The 14,780-nt window shown below is 67.1% G+C and carries 14 protein-coding genes; 7 read left to right on the top strand and 7 right to left on the bottom strand.

Going from position 1 to position 14,780, the window contains the following annotated elements:
• The first annotated feature begins 43 nt into the window (after positions 1–43).
• From E4487_RS01530 to E4487_RS01510, 5 genes are all read left to right on the top strand, one after another.
• The gene (locus tag E4487_RS01530) at positions 44–499 is read left to right on the top strand and encodes a MaoC family dehydratase (protein ID WP_037051543.1); all 456 of its coding nucleotides are present in this window, start codon (positions 44–46) and stop codon (positions 497–499) included.
• Positions 500–644: 145 nt separating this feature from the next.
• A complete protein-coding gene (locus E4487_RS01525; protein ID WP_175252571.1) occupies positions 645–2,369 on the top strand; it encodes a C13 family peptidase in 1,725 nt (574 codons plus the stop codon).
• A 30-nt stretch (positions 2,370–2,399) separates the two neighbouring features.
• Positions 2,400–3,041: an oxidoreductase gene (locus tag E4487_RS01520; RefSeq protein ID WP_175252570.1), complete on the top strand. Its 642-nt coding sequence runs from the start codon at positions 2,400–2,402 to the stop codon at positions 3,039–3,041.
• 16 nt (positions 3,042–3,057) lie between these two features.
• Positions 3,058–3,393 carry a DUF5629 family protein gene (locus tag E4487_RS01515; RefSeq protein WP_037051535.1) on the top strand — a complete coding sequence of 112 codons (336 nt, stop codon included), beginning with the start codon at positions 3,058–3,060 and terminating at the stop codon, positions 3,391–3,393.
• 3 nt (positions 3,394–3,396) lie between these two features.
• Positions 3,397–4,008 carry a class I SAM-dependent methyltransferase gene (locus E4487_RS01510; RefSeq protein ID WP_175252569.1) on the top strand — a complete coding sequence of 204 codons (612 nt, stop codon included), beginning with the start codon at positions 3,397–3,399 and terminating at the stop codon, positions 4,006–4,008.
• Between the two features lie 4 nt (positions 4,009–4,012).
• On the opposite strand, the gene E4487_RS01505 is transcribed toward E4487_RS01510, so the two are convergent.
• The 5 genes from E4487_RS01505 to E4487_RS01485 all read right to left on the bottom strand — a co-directional run bounded on the left by E4487_RS01505 (position 4,013) and on the right by E4487_RS01485 (position 9,032).
• A complete protein-coding gene (locus E4487_RS01505; protein ID WP_175252568.1) occupies positions 4,013–6,298 on the bottom strand; it encodes a CHASE2 domain-containing protein in 2,286 nt (761 codons plus the stop codon).
• Complete coding sequence (locus E4487_RS01500; protein ID WP_373921496.1) at positions 6,288–7,139, bottom strand: FecR domain-containing protein; 852 nt, start codon at positions 7,137–7,139, stop codon at positions 6,288–6,290. The genes E4487_RS01505 and E4487_RS01500 overlap by 11 nt, the downstream gene beginning before the upstream one ends.
• 96 nt (positions 7,140–7,235) lie before the next feature.
• A complete protein-coding gene (locus tag E4487_RS01495) occupies positions 7,236–7,934 on the bottom strand; it encodes a GGDEF domain-containing protein (RefSeq protein WP_257229321.1) in 699 nt (232 codons plus the stop codon).
• A gap of 20 nt (positions 7,935–7,954) precedes the next feature.
• On the bottom strand, positions 7,955–8,629 hold the full coding sequence (gene aqpZ / locus E4487_RS01490) for an aquaporin Z (RefSeq protein ID WP_175252566.1): 675 nt from the start codon (positions 8,627–8,629) through the stop codon (positions 7,955–7,957).
• 217 nt (positions 8,630–8,846) lie between these two features.
• Positions 8,847–9,032, bottom strand: coding sequence for a hypothetical protein (locus E4487_RS01485; protein ID WP_150606650.1), 186 nt, complete (start codon positions 9,030–9,032; stop codon positions 8,847–8,849).
• Between the two features lie 235 nt (positions 9,033–9,267).
• Here E4487_RS01485 and E4487_RS01480 point away from each other — a divergent pair, with 235 nt between their 5' ends.
• Positions 9,268–9,990: a response regulator transcription factor gene (locus tag E4487_RS01480; protein ID WP_134675766.1), complete on the top strand. Its 723-nt coding sequence runs from the start codon at positions 9,268–9,270 to the stop codon at positions 9,988–9,990.
• On the opposite strand, the gene E4487_RS01475 is transcribed toward E4487_RS01480, so the two are convergent.
• Positions 9,987–10,613: a response regulator transcription factor gene (locus tag E4487_RS01475; protein WP_037051523.1), complete on the bottom strand. Its 627-nt coding sequence runs from the start codon at positions 10,611–10,613 to the stop codon at positions 9,987–9,989. The two genes, E4487_RS01480 and E4487_RS01475, sit on opposite strands and share 4 nt — an antisense overlap.
• 87 nt (positions 10,614–10,700) lie before the next feature.
• A complete protein-coding gene (locus E4487_RS01470) occupies positions 10,701–12,992 on the bottom strand; it encodes a PAS domain S-box protein (RefSeq protein ID WP_134675768.1) in 2,292 nt (763 codons plus the stop codon).
• Between the two features lie 141 nt (positions 12,993–13,133).
• Between E4487_RS01470 and E4487_RS01465 the strand changes: the two genes are divergently transcribed.
• Positions 13,134–14,753, top strand: a complete 1,620-nt coding sequence (locus E4487_RS01465; protein WP_047591075.1) for an acyl-CoA synthetase — start codon at positions 13,134–13,136, stop codon at positions 14,751–14,753.
• Positions 14,754–14,780: the final 27 nt, after the last annotated feature.

Here is a 14,780-nt window from a genome sequence, read left to right as displayed (position 1 = left end):
TTCACGCACACAAGAAAAACACCCGCGTCCTCAAGGAGGAACTATGCCGTTCGTACCCGTAGCAGAGCTCAAGGACCAGGTTGGCAAGGAACTCGGCAAATCCGAGTGGCTGACCATCGATCAAGAGCGCATTAACCAGTTCGCCGAGTGCACCGGCGATCACCAGTTCATCCACGTCGATCCGGAAAAGGCCAAGCTGACGCCCTTCGGCACCACCATCGCCCATGGCTTCCTCTCGTTGTCGCTGGTACCGATGCTGATGGAAAAGATCATGATCATGCCGCAAGGCCTGAAGATGGCGGTGAACTACGGCCTCGACAGCGTACGCTTCATCCAGCCGGTCAAGGTCGACTCCAGGGTGCGCCTGGTGGTGACGCTGACCGACGCCAACGAGAAGAACCCCGGCCAGTGGCTGCTCAAGGCACGCGCCGTACTGGAGATCGAAGGCCAGGAGAAACCTGCCTACATCGCCGAACCGCTGACCCTCTGCTTCGTCTGAGCCCCCCGGGCATACCGAGTCGTTGTCGCTTCCGGCGTTCGCCGCCGGAAGCGGCAACCTTGCGACGGCAAAGCGTGCAGTGCAGCAGCGCAAGCCTCCGGGCTTGCGGCATACTGCTCGCAACGTACCGACTTGGATGTCCACGATGAATCCCCCTGCCCTGCGCCTGCTCCCTCTCTGTCTGGCCCTGTTCCTCGCCGGTTGCGACGAAGCACGCCCGCTGCTGCCCGCCAACGCCACCCTGCCGGATGGCGGCCAGTACCGTGGTGAAATCGTCGATGGCCTGCTGCAGGGCCCCGGGCGCCTGGACTACCGCAACGGCAGCTGGTTCGTCGGCCAGTTCCAGGATGGCATGCTCGAAGGCGACGGCGAATGGCAGGGACCGGGTGGCGAGCACTACCAGGGCGAGTTCCACCAGGGCATGTTCCATGGCCAGGGCACCCTCACCTACAGCGACGGCAGTCGCTATCAGGGCCAGTTCGAGCGCAACCGCTTCAGCGGCGAAGGCGTGTTCGAACAACACGGGCAGCGCTACCAGGGGGAGTTCCGCAACGACCAGTTCCATGGCCTGGGCAAACTGGAGATGGCCGACGGCAGCAGCTTCCAGGGGCAATTCGTCGACGGCCAGCCCGAGGGCCAGGGCGTGCGCGACGATGCCTATGGCGACCAGTACAGCGGCGTGTTCAGCCAGGGGCAGCTCAACGGCCAGGGCAGCTATCGCAGCGCCGACGGCGACACCTACAGCGGTGGCTTCCACAACGGCGACTTCAACGGCAAGGGCCGCTACCAGAGCGCCAGCGGCGCAGTCTGGGCCGGCGAGTTCATCGACGGCGTGATGCAGGGCTCCGGCGAATACAACGATGGTGACGGCACCCGCTACCTCGGCGACTTCGAGGACTGGCAATACGCCGGTGAAGGCCTGCTGACCCTGGCCGACGGCAGTGTCTACCAGGGGCGCTTCGCCGCCGGGGAATACAATGGCAAGGGCACCCTGACCCAGGCCGATGGCAGCCGTCTGGTCGGCACCTGGCAGCGCGGCCGGTTGATCCGCGACGAACAGGGCAAGGCGCTGCCGGACAGCCTCGAACTGGGCCTGCTGCTGCAGGGACGTCTGCTCGACGAGACCATCGCCGCCATCCCGGCATCCACGCCGGCGCGCGAGCTGTACGCCCTGAGCCTGGCCGGTGACGGCAAGCAGAGCGTGTTCATGCGCGAGGCCGACTACGTCAGCAGCCTGATGCGCGAACGCTTCGGCGCCTTCTCCAGCACCACCCTGGTCAACCACCGCGACCACCTCGCCGACCGCCCGCTGGCCACCCGCGAGAACCTGACCCGGGTGGTGCGGACGCTGGCCGAGCGCACTGGCGAGGAAGACCTGATCTTCATCTACCTGACCAGCCACGGCTCGCGCCGTCACGAACTCAGCCTCGACCAGCCACGCCTGCAGCTGGCCGACCTGCCGGCCAGCGAGCTCGCCGCGCTGCTGGCGCCGCTCAAGCAGCGCAACAAGGTGGTGGTGATCTCCGCCTGCTACTCCGGCGGCTTCATCCCACCGCTGAAGGACGAGAAGACCCTGGTAATGACCGCGGCACGGGCCGACCGGGTGTCCTTCGGCTGCAGCGAAGAGAACGACTTCACCTATTTCGGCCGCGCCCTGTTCGCCGAGGCACTGGGCGAGACCGACAATCTCGAACGAGCGTTTGAACTGGCCAAGGAAAGAGTTGCCGAACGTGAGCAGAGCGACGGTTTCGAACCCTCCGAACCGCAGATCTGGGCGCCGCGTGGTGTACTCCAGCACTGGCGCAACCTGCGCCAGAGCCAGGCCGAACGCGCACTCAGTGCCGTGGCCAGTCCTGCAGCGAACGACTAAGCTCAGTTGTAACGAACAAGAGACAAGTGCATGTATCTGACTCCGCAGCACATCCTTATCGCCGGAGCCACCGGGCTCACGGGCGAACACCTGCTCGATCGCCTGCTCAGCGAACCGACGGTAGCCCGCGTGCTGGCGCCAACCCGTCGCCCCCTGGCAGCCCACCCACACCTGGAAAACCCGGTTGGCGAACTGCAGGGCCTGCTGCCGCAACTGTCCGGCCAGGTCGACACTGCGTTCTGCTGCCTGGGCAGCACCATCAAGCAGGCAGGCTCGCAGGACGCCTTTCGCGCCATCGACCATGACCTGATCCTGGCCTTCGCCCGCCGGGCTCGCGAGCTGGGTGCGCGGCACCTGGTGGTGATCAGCGCACTCGGCGCCAACCCGAAATCGTCGGTGTTCTACAACCGCGTCAAGGGCGAGACCGAAGAGGCGCTGAAGGCCATGAGCTGGCCGCAACTGACCATCGCCCGCCCGTCGCTGCTGCTCGGGGCGCGCCATGAATTCCGCCTTGGCGAGCGCCTCGCGGCCCCCCTGCTGCGCTGGCTGCCAGGCAAGTACCGCGGCATCGACGCCTGCGCCCTGGCCCGTGCCTTGTGGCGCCTGGCGCTGGAGGAAGAGGACGGTATCCGCGTGATAGAGTCTGCCGACCTGCGCCGTCTGGGGCGCTGATGCCGTGGATGAAACGATGAAACCGACGAGCCTGATCGAAGCCCTGCAAGACGCCGACATGCTGGAGATCGACGGCCTGTACGCCTGGCAGTTCGACCTCGACACCGAATTGCTGGCACAGATCAGCGCGGGCACGGCCGGCAGCGACAGTTCGGCCAAGCCCCTGCTGCAGGTGCACTGCATCGATGGCCGCGAACGGCGCCTGTGGAAGTTTTCCCTGGCCTCGGTCCAGGCCGCACGCCACAGCGAAGAGGACGACAGCTGGCACCTCGAGAGTGACGGCGTCAGCCATGACCTCAAGTGCTTCGCCGCCTTTCGCGGTGACAACGATGACGATGAGGACGAAGCCTAGGCCATGGGCTTCTACGACCGTCATGTGCTGCCGCAGCTGATCGACTTCGCCTGCGGCATGGGGGCGGTGATGAAAGCCCGCTCGCAGATCGTGCCACTGGCACGGGGCCGGGTGCTGGAGATCGGCATCGGCAGCGGTCTCAATCTGGCGTTCTACGATCCGCAGCGGGTCGAGGTCGTGGTCGGGGTCGACCCCTCCGCCGACATGCAGCGCCTGGCCCGCGAACGGGCCGCGCGCTGCCCTGTCGCGGTGGAGATGATCGCCCTGGAGCTGGGGCAGATCCAGGCGGCGGATGCCAGCTTCGACGACATCGTCTGTACCTTCACCCTCTGCACCATTCCCGACGCCGTCGCCGCGCTCAGGGAGATGCGCCGCGTGCTCAAGCCGGGAGGTCGCCTGCTGTTCTGCGAACACGGCCTGGCACCCGATCAGCCAGTGGTGCGCTGGCAGCGACGCCTCACGCCGGTGTGGAAACCCCTGGCCGGCGGCTGCCACCTGGACCGTGACATACCGGCGCTGATCCAGGCCGGTGGTTTTCACATCCGCCAGTTGGACAGCGGCTACCTCAAGGGTCCACGGCCCATGACCCACGTCTATCGCGGCTGGGCAGACTGAGCGCTCAGCTCTCCAGACGCGGCAGGACGATACTGAAACGGCTGCCCGTACCGACCTCGCTCTCGCAGACCAGATGCCCGGCATGCCGCTCGACCACGGCCCGCACCATGGTCAGCCCCAGGCCAAGCCCCTCGCTCGCCTCGACATCGCCCAGCCGCCGGTATGGCAGGGCCAGCTGGGACAGGTCCGCGGCCGCGATACCACGCCCCTGGTCGATGACGCTGCAGCAGATCCAGTCGCCTTCGAGCCGCAGCGCCAGCTCGACGCGCGTTCCGGACGGGCTGTACTTGATGGCATTTTCCAGCAGGTTGAACAGCGCGCGGCACAACAGCCCGTGGTCGGCGCTGACCAGCGTCTCGTCGTCGTCCAGCCGGTGCACCAGCTCGATGCCTTTGGCGCGCCCCAGCGGCCAGGCCTGCTCGAAGGCGTCCAGCGCGATCGTCCCGATCAGGGTCGGTTCGAAGCGATAGTCCTCGGACTCGGCACGCGTCAGTTGAACGAAATCCTCGGTCAGGCCCAGCGCCCGCCGGACCTGCCCCTCGATCTGTTGCAGCACGCTGTCGTCACCCGGCGCCACGCGCTTCTGCAGCTCGAGCAGGGCGAGAATCGCCGAGTGCGGCGCCCGCAGGTCATGCGACAGAAAGCGCAGCATGGTGCTGCGCTGCGCCTGCGCCTCGCGCTCGGCGCTCAGGTCGAGCAGGGCCACCAGCCAGCCCAGTGCCAGCGCTCCGCTGGCAGAGCGCATCGCTGCCACTTCCAGGCGCAGGTGCAGACCGGACGGGCTGCGGAACTCCACGCCACCCATGTCACGCAGGTCACCCGCGAGGCCCGGCGGATAGCCAAGCTCGACCAGCAACTCGTTCACCTGCCCGCCCAGACGGGCATCGCCGACGATGCGCCGGGCCCTTGCGCTGCTCAGCAGGATCAGCCCCTGCGGATCGCACACCAGTGTCGCCACGGGCAGTTGCTCCAGCCCCTCGGTCATGAAGCGGCGGGTGTCGCGAACCCGCGCCAGCGCACGCTCCAGCGCCATGATGCGTTGCTGCAGCACATCCCCCTCGGGGGCGGCCGCCACGCCCTGCTCGGGTAGCACGCGAGGCTCGGCGTCCAGGCGGGCCAGCTCCCAGCCGAAGTAGGCCAGGACCGCACTCTGCCGCCGCCAGTGCCACAGCAGGTAGGTCAGCAGCAGCCCCAGCAGACTCGCCGCGGGCGACCACCACCAGCCGCTGGACAGCAGCCCCCAGGACAGCGCCAGGCTCGCGGTGGCCATCAGCAGTGTCAGCGCCAGGGCATGACGCAAGCGCGCCAGCAGGAAGGCGATCAGCAGCAACGCCACCGGCAGGCAGGCCATCAGCGCCGTGACCCAGGCGGCGGGCTCGACGATGCTGCGCCGTTGCAGCAAGCCGTTGAGAATGCTGGCCTGGATCGCCACCCCCGGCGTCACGCCCGCACTACCGGCTACGGGAGTGACGTAGCGGTCGCCAAGACCCGGCGCACTGGCGCCGACCAGTACCACGCGACCGCGCAACAGGCTGTCCGGCACTTCCCCGCGCAGCACACTCAGATAGGGCACGACGGGGAACTGCCGCGAGAACGGAATACGGATCCTGTTCTGCCGCTGCCAGCCAGCCAGCAGTTCCCCTTCCGGGCGCCCCGGCAACTCGGCGGCGGCATCCGGCTGCAGATGGGCGAAGGCCTGCAGCGCGAGCAGGGGGCGCGTTCGCCCCGGCGGGCCCTCGTGCAGGTAGACGGAGCGCACCACGCCGTCGCCATCCGCCTCGACATTGATGTGACCGAGGCCGAGCGCACACTCGCGCAGCGATGAAAAGGGCAGGATCTCACCCGGGGCCTGGCCCTGCCGGGTCCTGCCGTCACGCAGCAGCGGCAGGAGCAGATTGCCTGAACGGCAGACGGCCCTGGCCAGCGGCTCATCCTCTTCAGGACGGGCCGATTCGGTGAAGATCACGTCGAACAACACCAGTTCGGCCCCCGCCTGCTGCAGACGCTCGATCAGGTCGGCATGCACGCCTCTGGGCCAGGGCCAGCGCCCGATGGCCGCCAGGCTGCGGTCATCGATCTCCACCAGCAGCAAGCGCGAGTCCTGCGGCACCGCGGTCCAGCCGAGCAAGCGGTCGTAGATCAGGTTGTCGAGCGTGCTCAGTCGCCCCTGCGCGAGAAAGGCGACCAGCGGCAGCAGGATCAGCGCCAGCAACGCCCATTCACGGACGATGCGCCGGAACAGCCGCCCGGACATCGAGAAGGCGCCCGAGCGCCCCGGCTCATGGGGCATTGCGACGCCAGGCCGGCAGATAGAGGATCTGGTAGACCGAGGTCATGCCTTCCAGGCCATTGTCATCGAAGGCGGACAGGCGCACGTGGTAGGTGTCGACCGGCAGCCCGCTGAAGTTGACGCTGGGCGTCTCGGAAAAACGCTCCTGGCGAATGCGCAGGAACTGTTCGTCGCTGGCCAGCTGCACGCGATAGCGGGTGGCGCCGGGCAGCGGCTGCAGCAGCAGTGTCCAGTTGCCCGAACTCATGTCGCGACCGCCCTGCCCCAGCAGACGCGGCGCCGGTAGCAGCTCGACCGGACGCAGCTCGCCCTGTGGCAGCAGGTTCAGCCCCTGACGGGCACCGACCAGCACCGCAGACTGCTCGTCATCGACGCGCCGCGCCGCGACACCCCCTTCGAGCACCTCGGACAGACTGCGCGTTTCCCCCTCCGCAATGCGCACGCGGAAGTGGGTACCACGCACGCCAAGCACCCCGACCGGGGTCAGCACCTGATAGTGCTCGTCGTCCTCCGCCTGCTTGCGCACGTAGGATTCGACCTGGCCCTGGCGCAGCATGATCTGCAGGCGTTCGTGCTCCTCTTCCCAGTGCAGTTCGACCTGGGAGCTGGACGGCAAGACGATGCGCGAACCGTCGCCACTGACCAGGCTGACGAACGTGGAGTCCTCGGTGCGAATACCTTCCTTGTCATCGACCAGCATGCCTTCGCGCAATGCCGTTTCCGCGCCGCGCGCGTCGACGATCCACGCCCGCCCTTCCAGGTACTGGACATAGACGGGCAACTGCGGAGCCAGCGGGCCGGCCAGCTCGCCGTCCTCGACAGGCTCGGCCAATGCGTCCACGCTGGCGCACGCCCCCACGACCAGCAATGCCCTGCAGAACCACGCGCCAGCGCTCAAGGCACCACGCAACCCCAGCATCCCCATTTCCCTTGTCACTCAGTCCAACTCCAGGCGATTGCGGCCATTTCTCTTGGCTCTGTACAGGGCCTGATCGGCCCGGCGCAGGGTATCCACGCCCGACTCACCAGCCGAGAACGACGCCAGACCAGCCGAACAGGTGATACGCAGGCGCCGGCCACGCACATGAAAGGGCGCCGACTCGATGCTCTTGCACAGTTCCGAGAGCACCGCGTAGCCGGCTTCCCGGCCAGTATTGGGCAACAGGATAGCGAACTCCTCGCCACCATATCGCGCCAGAAAGTCGCTGTCGCGCAAACGCGACGCCAGCAACCGGGCGATCAGGCGCAAGGCCTTGTCGCCCGCCGGATGACCGAAGTCATCGTTGATGCGTTTGAAGTGATCCACATCCAGGAATGCCAGTTGCAGGTCGCCGCCGTGGCGCCGGTGACAGGCCAGCGCTTCGCTCAGGCGCAGTTCCCAGGCCCGGCGATTCGGCAGCTTCGTCAGCACATCGGTCAGCGCCTGGCGCTGTTGCTGGTGAGCCAGCCCGTTGAGGCGCTGCAGGCGCTTGCGGTATCCATCGAGTTCGACCTGCAGGCTGACGATGCGCGCCTGCATGATCTGCTCGGTGTGCTGCTGGGCATGCAGCGCCTCCAGCAACTGGCGCAACCGGGCATGCGTCGGCCCATGCGGAGGTGATACGTCCGCACCATGGATCGATGTGATAGTTGCCATCGCCCACCTCCGTTGCGAATTCATTCACGCCCGATCAGGCGGTGACATCCGGCACCCAGGACCGCGCCCAGCAACGGCGCGAGCCAGAACAGCCAGAGTTGCTCGATGGCCCAGCCACCGACATAGACGGCCACGGCGGTACTGCGCGCCGGGTTCACCGAGGTGTTGGTCACCGGAATGCTGATCAGGTGAATCAGCGTCAGCGCGAGGCCGATGGCCAGCGGCGCAAAGCCGGTGGGCGCTCGCCCGCAGGTGACGCCCAGGATGATCAGCAGGAACATCGCGGTCATCAGCACTTCGCAGATCAGCGCCGCCAGCAGCGGGTAGTTGCCGGGAGAGTGCTCGCCATAGCCATTGGCGGCGAAGCCGGAGCCGACCAGGTCGAAGTCCGAGCTGGCGGCGGCGATCAGGTACAGCGCGCCCCCGGCCAACAGGCCGCCAGCCACCTGCGCCAGCATGTAAGGCAGCACGTCCCTCGACGGAAAACGCCCGGCGGCCCACACACCCAGCGTCACCGCCGGATTGAAGTGCGCACCGGAGACATGCCCCACCGCATAGGCCATGGTCAGCACGCTCAGGCCGAACGCCAGGGAGATACCCAGCAGGCCCACACCGAACCCCGACAGGATGGCCGTACCGCAGCCCCCCATCACCAGCCAGAACGTACCAAGCAGTTCGGCAGCGTATTTATTCATCATCATCACTCCAGCACACACGACATGAATGAGGGGCAGCGCCTCCCTGCGCCCCTCTGGCCAGCCGACGGCAGCCTCCATGGCACGCCGTCCACCGCCAGGAACCCCGACGGCCAGTCCCTGAGCCACGAGGCAAGGTCCATCCCGGACCGGTTCGCTGCGGGCTCCCTGCCCGGGCACCCAATCCGGGTGCCCAAACCGTCCCTGGACAGGGTCTTCAGAAGACCCAGCGCGGCCTCACCACCTCCAGCGGGTAGTCGTCGCCGATCAGCAGCAGATGTTCCGGCACCGCAGGACGGGACCAGACCCTCTGCTCGAGATGGCCTACCGGCTGGCGTGGCAACGCCGCTTCTGCCTCGACGAACACCCGAGTACGCGTGGGCGTGACCGACAACAGAGCCAAGCACCCCAATGCCAACACGACTCCTGTACGCATCAACGCCCCTTTGCCTCCAGACATCCGCCCTCTCCCTGGCGGCCTGATACAGGCCCCGCAGACAACACCGGGGCCCCTCCCTTTGACGCGGACTCTAGCAAGCACCCCGCGGGATTTGAGGGATCCGTCACATTTCTTCAGAATCAGCGAGAATTCATCGCCAGCCAGGCGATCAGAGCAGCGAAGTAACGGAGGACAGGCCATGCGCGTGGCGATACTGGACGATGAGACGGCTGAACTGCAGCGCCTCGAGCAGACCCTGCAGAGCATGGACGAGTCGCAGCGCGCGCCCTGGCTCACGCACTGTTTCTGTCGCGGTGAAGAGATGCTCCGGCGGCTCAAGCGCGAGCGCTACGACCTGCTCATCCTCGACTGGCAGGTGCCGGACATCAGTGGCCTGCAGATTCTCAAGTGGAGCCGTGAGCACCTGGAAGATTCGCCACCGGTGATCATGATCACCAGCCGCGACAGCGAGCAGGACGTGGTGCGAGCCCTCAACGCCGGTGCCGACGACTACATCTGCAAGCCCTTTCGCCCGCACGAGCTGCGGGCGCGCATCCTCGCGGTGATGCGCCGTCGGGGCGGAGTCCGCCCGGCAGAGGCCGAACGCAGTCAGTTCGGCGACCTGCTGTTCGACGACGCCGAGCTCTGCGTCAGCCGCGCCGGCCAGCCGGTGACGCTGACCGAGCGCGAGTACCGCATTGCGCGTTATCTGTTCAACAACCTCGGCCGCCCGCTATCACGCGAGTACTTCTACGAGCGCTTCTGGCCCCATGAAGAAGTGCATTCCTCGCGCCCGCTGGATACCCATATCTACCGTTTGCGCAACAAGCTGGGCCTGTCGCCCGAACATGGCTGGCAGTTGCTCACCATCTATGGCTATGGCTATCGGCTGGAGCGCGTCGGCGACGAGCAGGCCCACTAGCCCCGCAGCGCCAGCGCATCCACCAGCCCCGCAGCGATGGCCATGCCCACCAGCTCCGGCAGGGTCTCGGCCTGCATGCGCTTCATCACCCGCGAGCGGTACAGGTCGACGGTCTTCACGCTGATATGCAGCTGCTCGGCCACCTCACGGTTGGTGTAGCCGCGCACCAGCGGCAGCAGCACGTCACGCTCGCGCGGGGTGAGCTGCTCCAGACGCGCCTGCACCTCGGCCAGACGTGAATCGCGGCGCGGTACCGGCGCACGACGCTCCAGCGCCTGCTGCACACTGTCGAGCAGCAGCTGCTCGTTGTAGGGCTTCTCGATGAAATCCACCGCGCCGGCCTTGAACGCACGCACCACGATGGGAACATCGGCATGGCCGCTGACGAAGATCACCGGCAGCTCGATGCCGCGCGCACGCATCTCGTCCTGCACGTTCAGCCCGCCCATCCCCGGCATGCGCACATCCAGCAGCACGCAGGCATTGGCGTTCGCCTCGCAGGCTTCGAGAAAGGCGCGGCCACTGGTGAAGGGCACGCCTTTCAGGCCCACCGACTCCAGCAGCCAGAGCGTCGAGTCGAGCATGCCCTGGTCGTCATCGACCACATAAACCAGTTGTTGCATCCGCGTGCAGCTCCTCTTGTTGTTATGCATTTCATCGCTCGCGGCTAGAAGCCCCTCCCACAACGTGCAGGCTTGGTGGGAGGGGCCTTAGCCGCGACTGTTCGACAACGACTCGTCGTCCCTGCCCAGCGGCAAGCGGCACTCCAGGCACAGGCCGCCCTCCAGCGGGAATGCCTCCAGCGCCCCGCCGAAGCCCTCGACGATGCTGCGACTCATGGACAGGCCGAGACCCAGGCCCTCCGCCTTGCTGGTGTAGAACGGCGTGAACAGCTTGACCAGTTGCTCGTCACTGACTCCCGGCCCCTGGTCGAGCACACGGATCGCCAGGCTGCCGTCCTGCTCGCAGGCCTCCAGACGAATCTGCGAAGCCGCGCCGGCATGCACTTCACGATTGGCCTCGATGGCATTGCGCAGCAGGTTGAGCAGCACCTGTTCGAGCAGCACCCGGTCGGCGAACACCGGCGGCAGATTGTCCGGCAAGGCGTCGCACACCGCCACCTGCGCGGCACCGGCTTCCCAATGACAGAGGCGCACCGCCTCGCGCGCCACCTCGGCCAGATCGAGCGCCTGCATGCGCCGCTGGCCCTTGCGCAGGAAGGCACGCAGGCGCTTGATCACCTCCGAGGCGTGGTTGGCGTGCTCGGTGATGCGCGCCAGGCCCTGGGCCACCTTGTCCGTCGCCGCCGGGTCGCCACCGACGCCCTGCAGGTAGCGCTGGCTGGCGCCGGCGTAGTTGACCACCGCCGCCAGCGGCTGGTTGATCTCATGGGCGATGCCCGAGGCCAGCTCGCCCAGGGTGACCAGCCGCGCGGTGTGCGCCAGCTCGTCCTGGTGGCGACGCTGCTGGGCCTCGCGCAGTTCACGTTCGGTCATGTCCCGCGCCACCAGCGAGTAGTAGCGCTCGTCACCGGCGCCACGATGCGCCAGCAACACCAGCGACACCGGCAGCGAGCCCCCTGCCAGCGGCAGCAGGCGCGCCTCGCAGCTCCACACACCGCCGGCATCGGCGCGGGCCCAGCCCTCGCGTTCGAGCAGCGCCAGATCGGCCTCGGCCAGCAGTTGCGGCAAGGTCGGCAGCGGCTGTTCGGCGGCGATGCCCAGCGCCCGGCGTGCCGAGGGGTTGAGGTGGGTCAGGCGTCCGCCCGGTTCGATGAACAGCACCAGATCGGTATTGGCCTCGACGACCTCGGCCAGACGCCGCTTGTTCTCTTCGGCCTGAATGCGTGCGGTGATGTCGCGCGAGACACTGACCACCTCCACCACCGCGCCGGTGTAGGTCTCGCGAATGGCGCGGCTGGCGGTCTCGAACCACAGGTAATGGCCGTCCCGATGGCGAATCCGGTAGGTCATGGTGTGATAGCCATCCTGCTCCAGCGCCTCATAGGCCTGGCGCGCCTGCTGGGTCTGGTCCAGCGGATGCAGCAGGCTGTCCACGCTGCGCCCGCGCAGCTCCTCCGGCCAGTAGCCGAGCAGGGTCCAGCTGGCGGGCGAGGCATCGAGGAACACGCCTTCGGGCGTGTGACGGGAAATCAGGTCCGTGGTGTTCTCGGTGATCAGCCGGTACAGGCGACGCGCACGCGCGGCTTCCCGCTGATCACGCACCTCCTGGGTCGCCTCGCGGCAGCGCGCCAGCACCTGCCGCTCCGCCAGGTCGGGGATGAAACTCCAGATCAGGATGCGCTCGCCATCCTGCGCCTCGACCGCCTCGATGGCCCTGCGCTGCTCCAGGCAGGCACGCACCAGTGGCAGGTGGTTGACCGGCAGCAGGGCCTCGACCTGCGCCAGCGAGCGCTCGCCAAGCAGCGCCTGCAAGGCCTGGTTGAACTCCAGCGGCTGCGCTCGTTCGTCGAGCAGCAGCGCCGGCTGCGGATCGGCCGAGAGCAACGGCGCACTGCGACTCATGCCGCCGGCCAGGCCAACCAGCTGCACCAGCAACTGACGCAGCCAGGGCAACCACTCCAGCCCGGCGCCTTCCTCCACCTGCAGCAGCAACAGCCCCGCACTACCGTCCTCCAGGCTCAGCGCCAGCGCCTGGCCATGGTGGATGGCGGCGCGGCGCAAGCGCCCGGCCAGCCAGCACGGCAGCTGGCGCAATGCGTCCAGGCTCATGCTCGGCTGCGCCAGCAGCGCCTCGAACAGCACCTGGTCGCCAGCAGCCAGGGGGTCGCCTTGCCCCGGCGGCAGGCGCGGGCCGCCGCCCTCCTGCGCATAGGTCCCGCTGGCCGGCTGCCAGGCCAGGTACCAGGCCTGGCGCACCTGCGGGCAACCCAGCACGGCGCGGCGCAGAGCCGCCGCCCGTTCGTTGAGGGACGGCGCCTCGCGCTGAATGCGTAGCCAGGCCTGCAGCGGCACGGCCGCCTGATCGCTCGAAAGACTCATATAGTAGTTATTCTATAAAACCTTGGTACAACTTCCATATAAATTAGAAATGCCCTATAAATTACCGCCAGAAAGATTCGGTAATGCCTGCATCATTACCGGAATAACCAGAGCTAACAATCAGCCAAAGGTGTATCCGCCATGTCGATCTACGAGCAGGGCCTCGGCCGCGCCGCCGTCAACCATGTCGCCCTCAGCCCCCTGAGCTTCATCGAACGTACGGCGGCGGTATACCCGCACTACCCGGCCGTGGTGCATGGCTCGATTCGACGTGACTGGGCCGAGACCTACGCGCGCTGCCGGCGCCTGGCCTCGGCACTGGCCGGACGCGGAATCGGCAAGGGCGACACGGTGGCGGTGATGCTGCCGAACATCCCGGCGATGCTCGAGGCGCATTTCGGCGTGCCGATGATCGGCGCGGTGCTCAACACCCTCAACGTGCGCCTGGATGCCGAAGCCATCTCCTTCATGCTGCAGCATGGCGAAGCCAAGGTGGTGATCGCCGACCGCGAGTTCTTCGATGTGATCCACGCGGCCATCGGCATGCTCGACCATCCGCCGCTGGTGATCGACGTCGACGACCCCGAGTACGGCGAAGGCCAGGCGGTCAGCGACCTGGACTACGAAGCCTTCCTCGCCGAGGGCGACCCGGAGTTCGCCTGGCAATGGCCGACGGACGAGTGGCAGGCCATCAGCCTCAACTACACCTCCGGCACCACCGGCAACCCCAAGGGCGTGGTCTACCACCACCGCGGCGCGTTCCTCAACGCCATGGGCAACCAGATGACCTGGAACATGGGCAACCACCCGGTCTACCTGTGGACCCTGCCGATGTTCCACTGCAACGGCTGGTGCTACCCCTGGACCATCACCGCGCTGGCGGGCGTGCATGTGTTCCTGCGCCGCGTCGACCCGGCGAAGATCCTCACCCTGATCCGCGACGAGCAGGTCAGCCACCTGTGCGGCGCGCCCATCGTGCTCAACGCGCTGGTGAACATGCCCGCGGAGGCCAAGGCGGCCATCGATCATCCGGTCAAGGCCATGGTCGCCGGCGCCGCGCCACCGGCCAAGGTGATCGGCGCGGTGGAAGAGATGGGCATCTCCGTGACCCACGTCTATGGCCTGACCGAGGTCTACGGCCCGGTGACCCTGTGCGCCTGGCACGCCGAGTGGGACGACCTGCCGCTGGAGGAGCGCGCCACCATCAAGGCGCGTCAGGGCGTGCGCTACCCGACCCTGGAAGGCGTCATGGTCGCCGACCCGAAAACCCTCGAGCCGGTCCCGCGTGACGGCCAGACCATCGGCGAGATCTTCATGCGCGGCAACACCGTGATGAAGGGCTACCTGAAGAACCCCAGCGCCACCAGCGAAGCCTTCGAGGGCGGCTGGTTCCACACCGGCGACCTGGGCGTGTGCCACGCCGATGGCTACGTGGAAATCCGCGACCGCCTCAAGGACATCATCATCTCCGGCGGCGAGAACATCTCCACCATCGAGGTCGAGGGCGTGCTCTATCGCCACCCTGCCGTGCTGGAGGCCGCCGTGGTCGCCCGCCCGGACGAGAAATGGGGCGAGACGCCCTGTGCCTTCATCACCCTCAAGACCGGCCAGCAGGCCAGCGACAGCGACATCATGGCCTTCTGCCGCGAGCACCTGGCCGGCTTCAAGGTGCCGAAGACCGTGGTCTTCACGGCACTGCCGAAGACCAGCACCGGGAAGATCCAGAAGTTCGTCCTGCGCGACATGGCCAAGGCGCTCTGACCCTATGTGGGAGGGGCTTCAGCCGCG

Source organism: Pseudomonas sp. BMW13 (genome assembly GCF_013357275.1).
Classification (GTDB): Bacteria; Pseudomonadota; Gammaproteobacteria; order Pseudomonadales; family Pseudomonadaceae; genus Aquipseudomonas; species Aquipseudomonas khazarica.
Note: the sequence above shows the minus strand (reverse complement) of the source record. Positions and strands in the feature narration are given on the sequence as shown.

Coding starts and splice junctions, on each gene's coding strand:
- E4487_RS01530 (WP_037051543.1), top strand. CDS start 44: ATGCCGTTCGTACCCGTAGCAGAGCTCAAGGACCAGGTTGGCAAGGAA.
- E4487_RS01525 (WP_175252571.1), top strand. CDS start 645: ATGAATCCCCCTGCCCTGCGCCTGCTCCCTCTCTGTCTGGCCCTGTTC.
- E4487_RS01520 (WP_175252570.1), top strand. CDS start 2,400: ATGTATCTGACTCCGCAGCACATCCTTATCGCCGGAGCCACCGGGCTC.
- E4487_RS01515 (WP_037051535.1), top strand. CDS start 3,058: ATGAAACCGACGAGCCTGATCGAAGCCCTGCAAGACGCCGACATGCTG.
- E4487_RS01510 (WP_175252569.1), top strand. CDS start 3,397: ATGGGCTTCTACGACCGTCATGTGCTGCCGCAGCTGATCGACTTCGCC.
- E4487_RS01505 (WP_175252568.1), bottom strand. CDS start 6,298: ATGCCCCATGAGCCGGGGCGCTCGGGCGCCTTCTCGATGTCCGGGCGG.
- E4487_RS01495 (WP_257229321.1), bottom strand. CDS start 7,934: ATGGCAACTATCACATCGATCCATGGTGCGGACGTATCACCTCCGCAT.
- aqpZ (WP_175252566.1), bottom strand. CDS start 8,629: ATGAATAAATACGCTGCCGAACTGCTTGGTACGTTCTGGCTGGTGATG.
- E4487_RS01480 (WP_134675766.1), top strand. CDS start 9,268: ATGCGCGTGGCGATACTGGACGATGAGACGGCTGAACTGCAGCGCCTC.
- E4487_RS01475 (WP_037051523.1), bottom strand. CDS start 10,613: ATGCAACAACTGGTTTATGTGGTCGATGACGACCAGGGCATGCTCGAC.
- E4487_RS01470 (WP_134675768.1), bottom strand. CDS start 12,992: ATGAGTCTTTCGAGCGATCAGGCGGCCGTGCCGCTGCAGGCCTGGCTA.
- E4487_RS01465 (WP_047591075.1), top strand. CDS start 13,134: ATGTCGATCTACGAGCAGGGCCTCGGCCGCGCCGCCGTCAACCATGTC.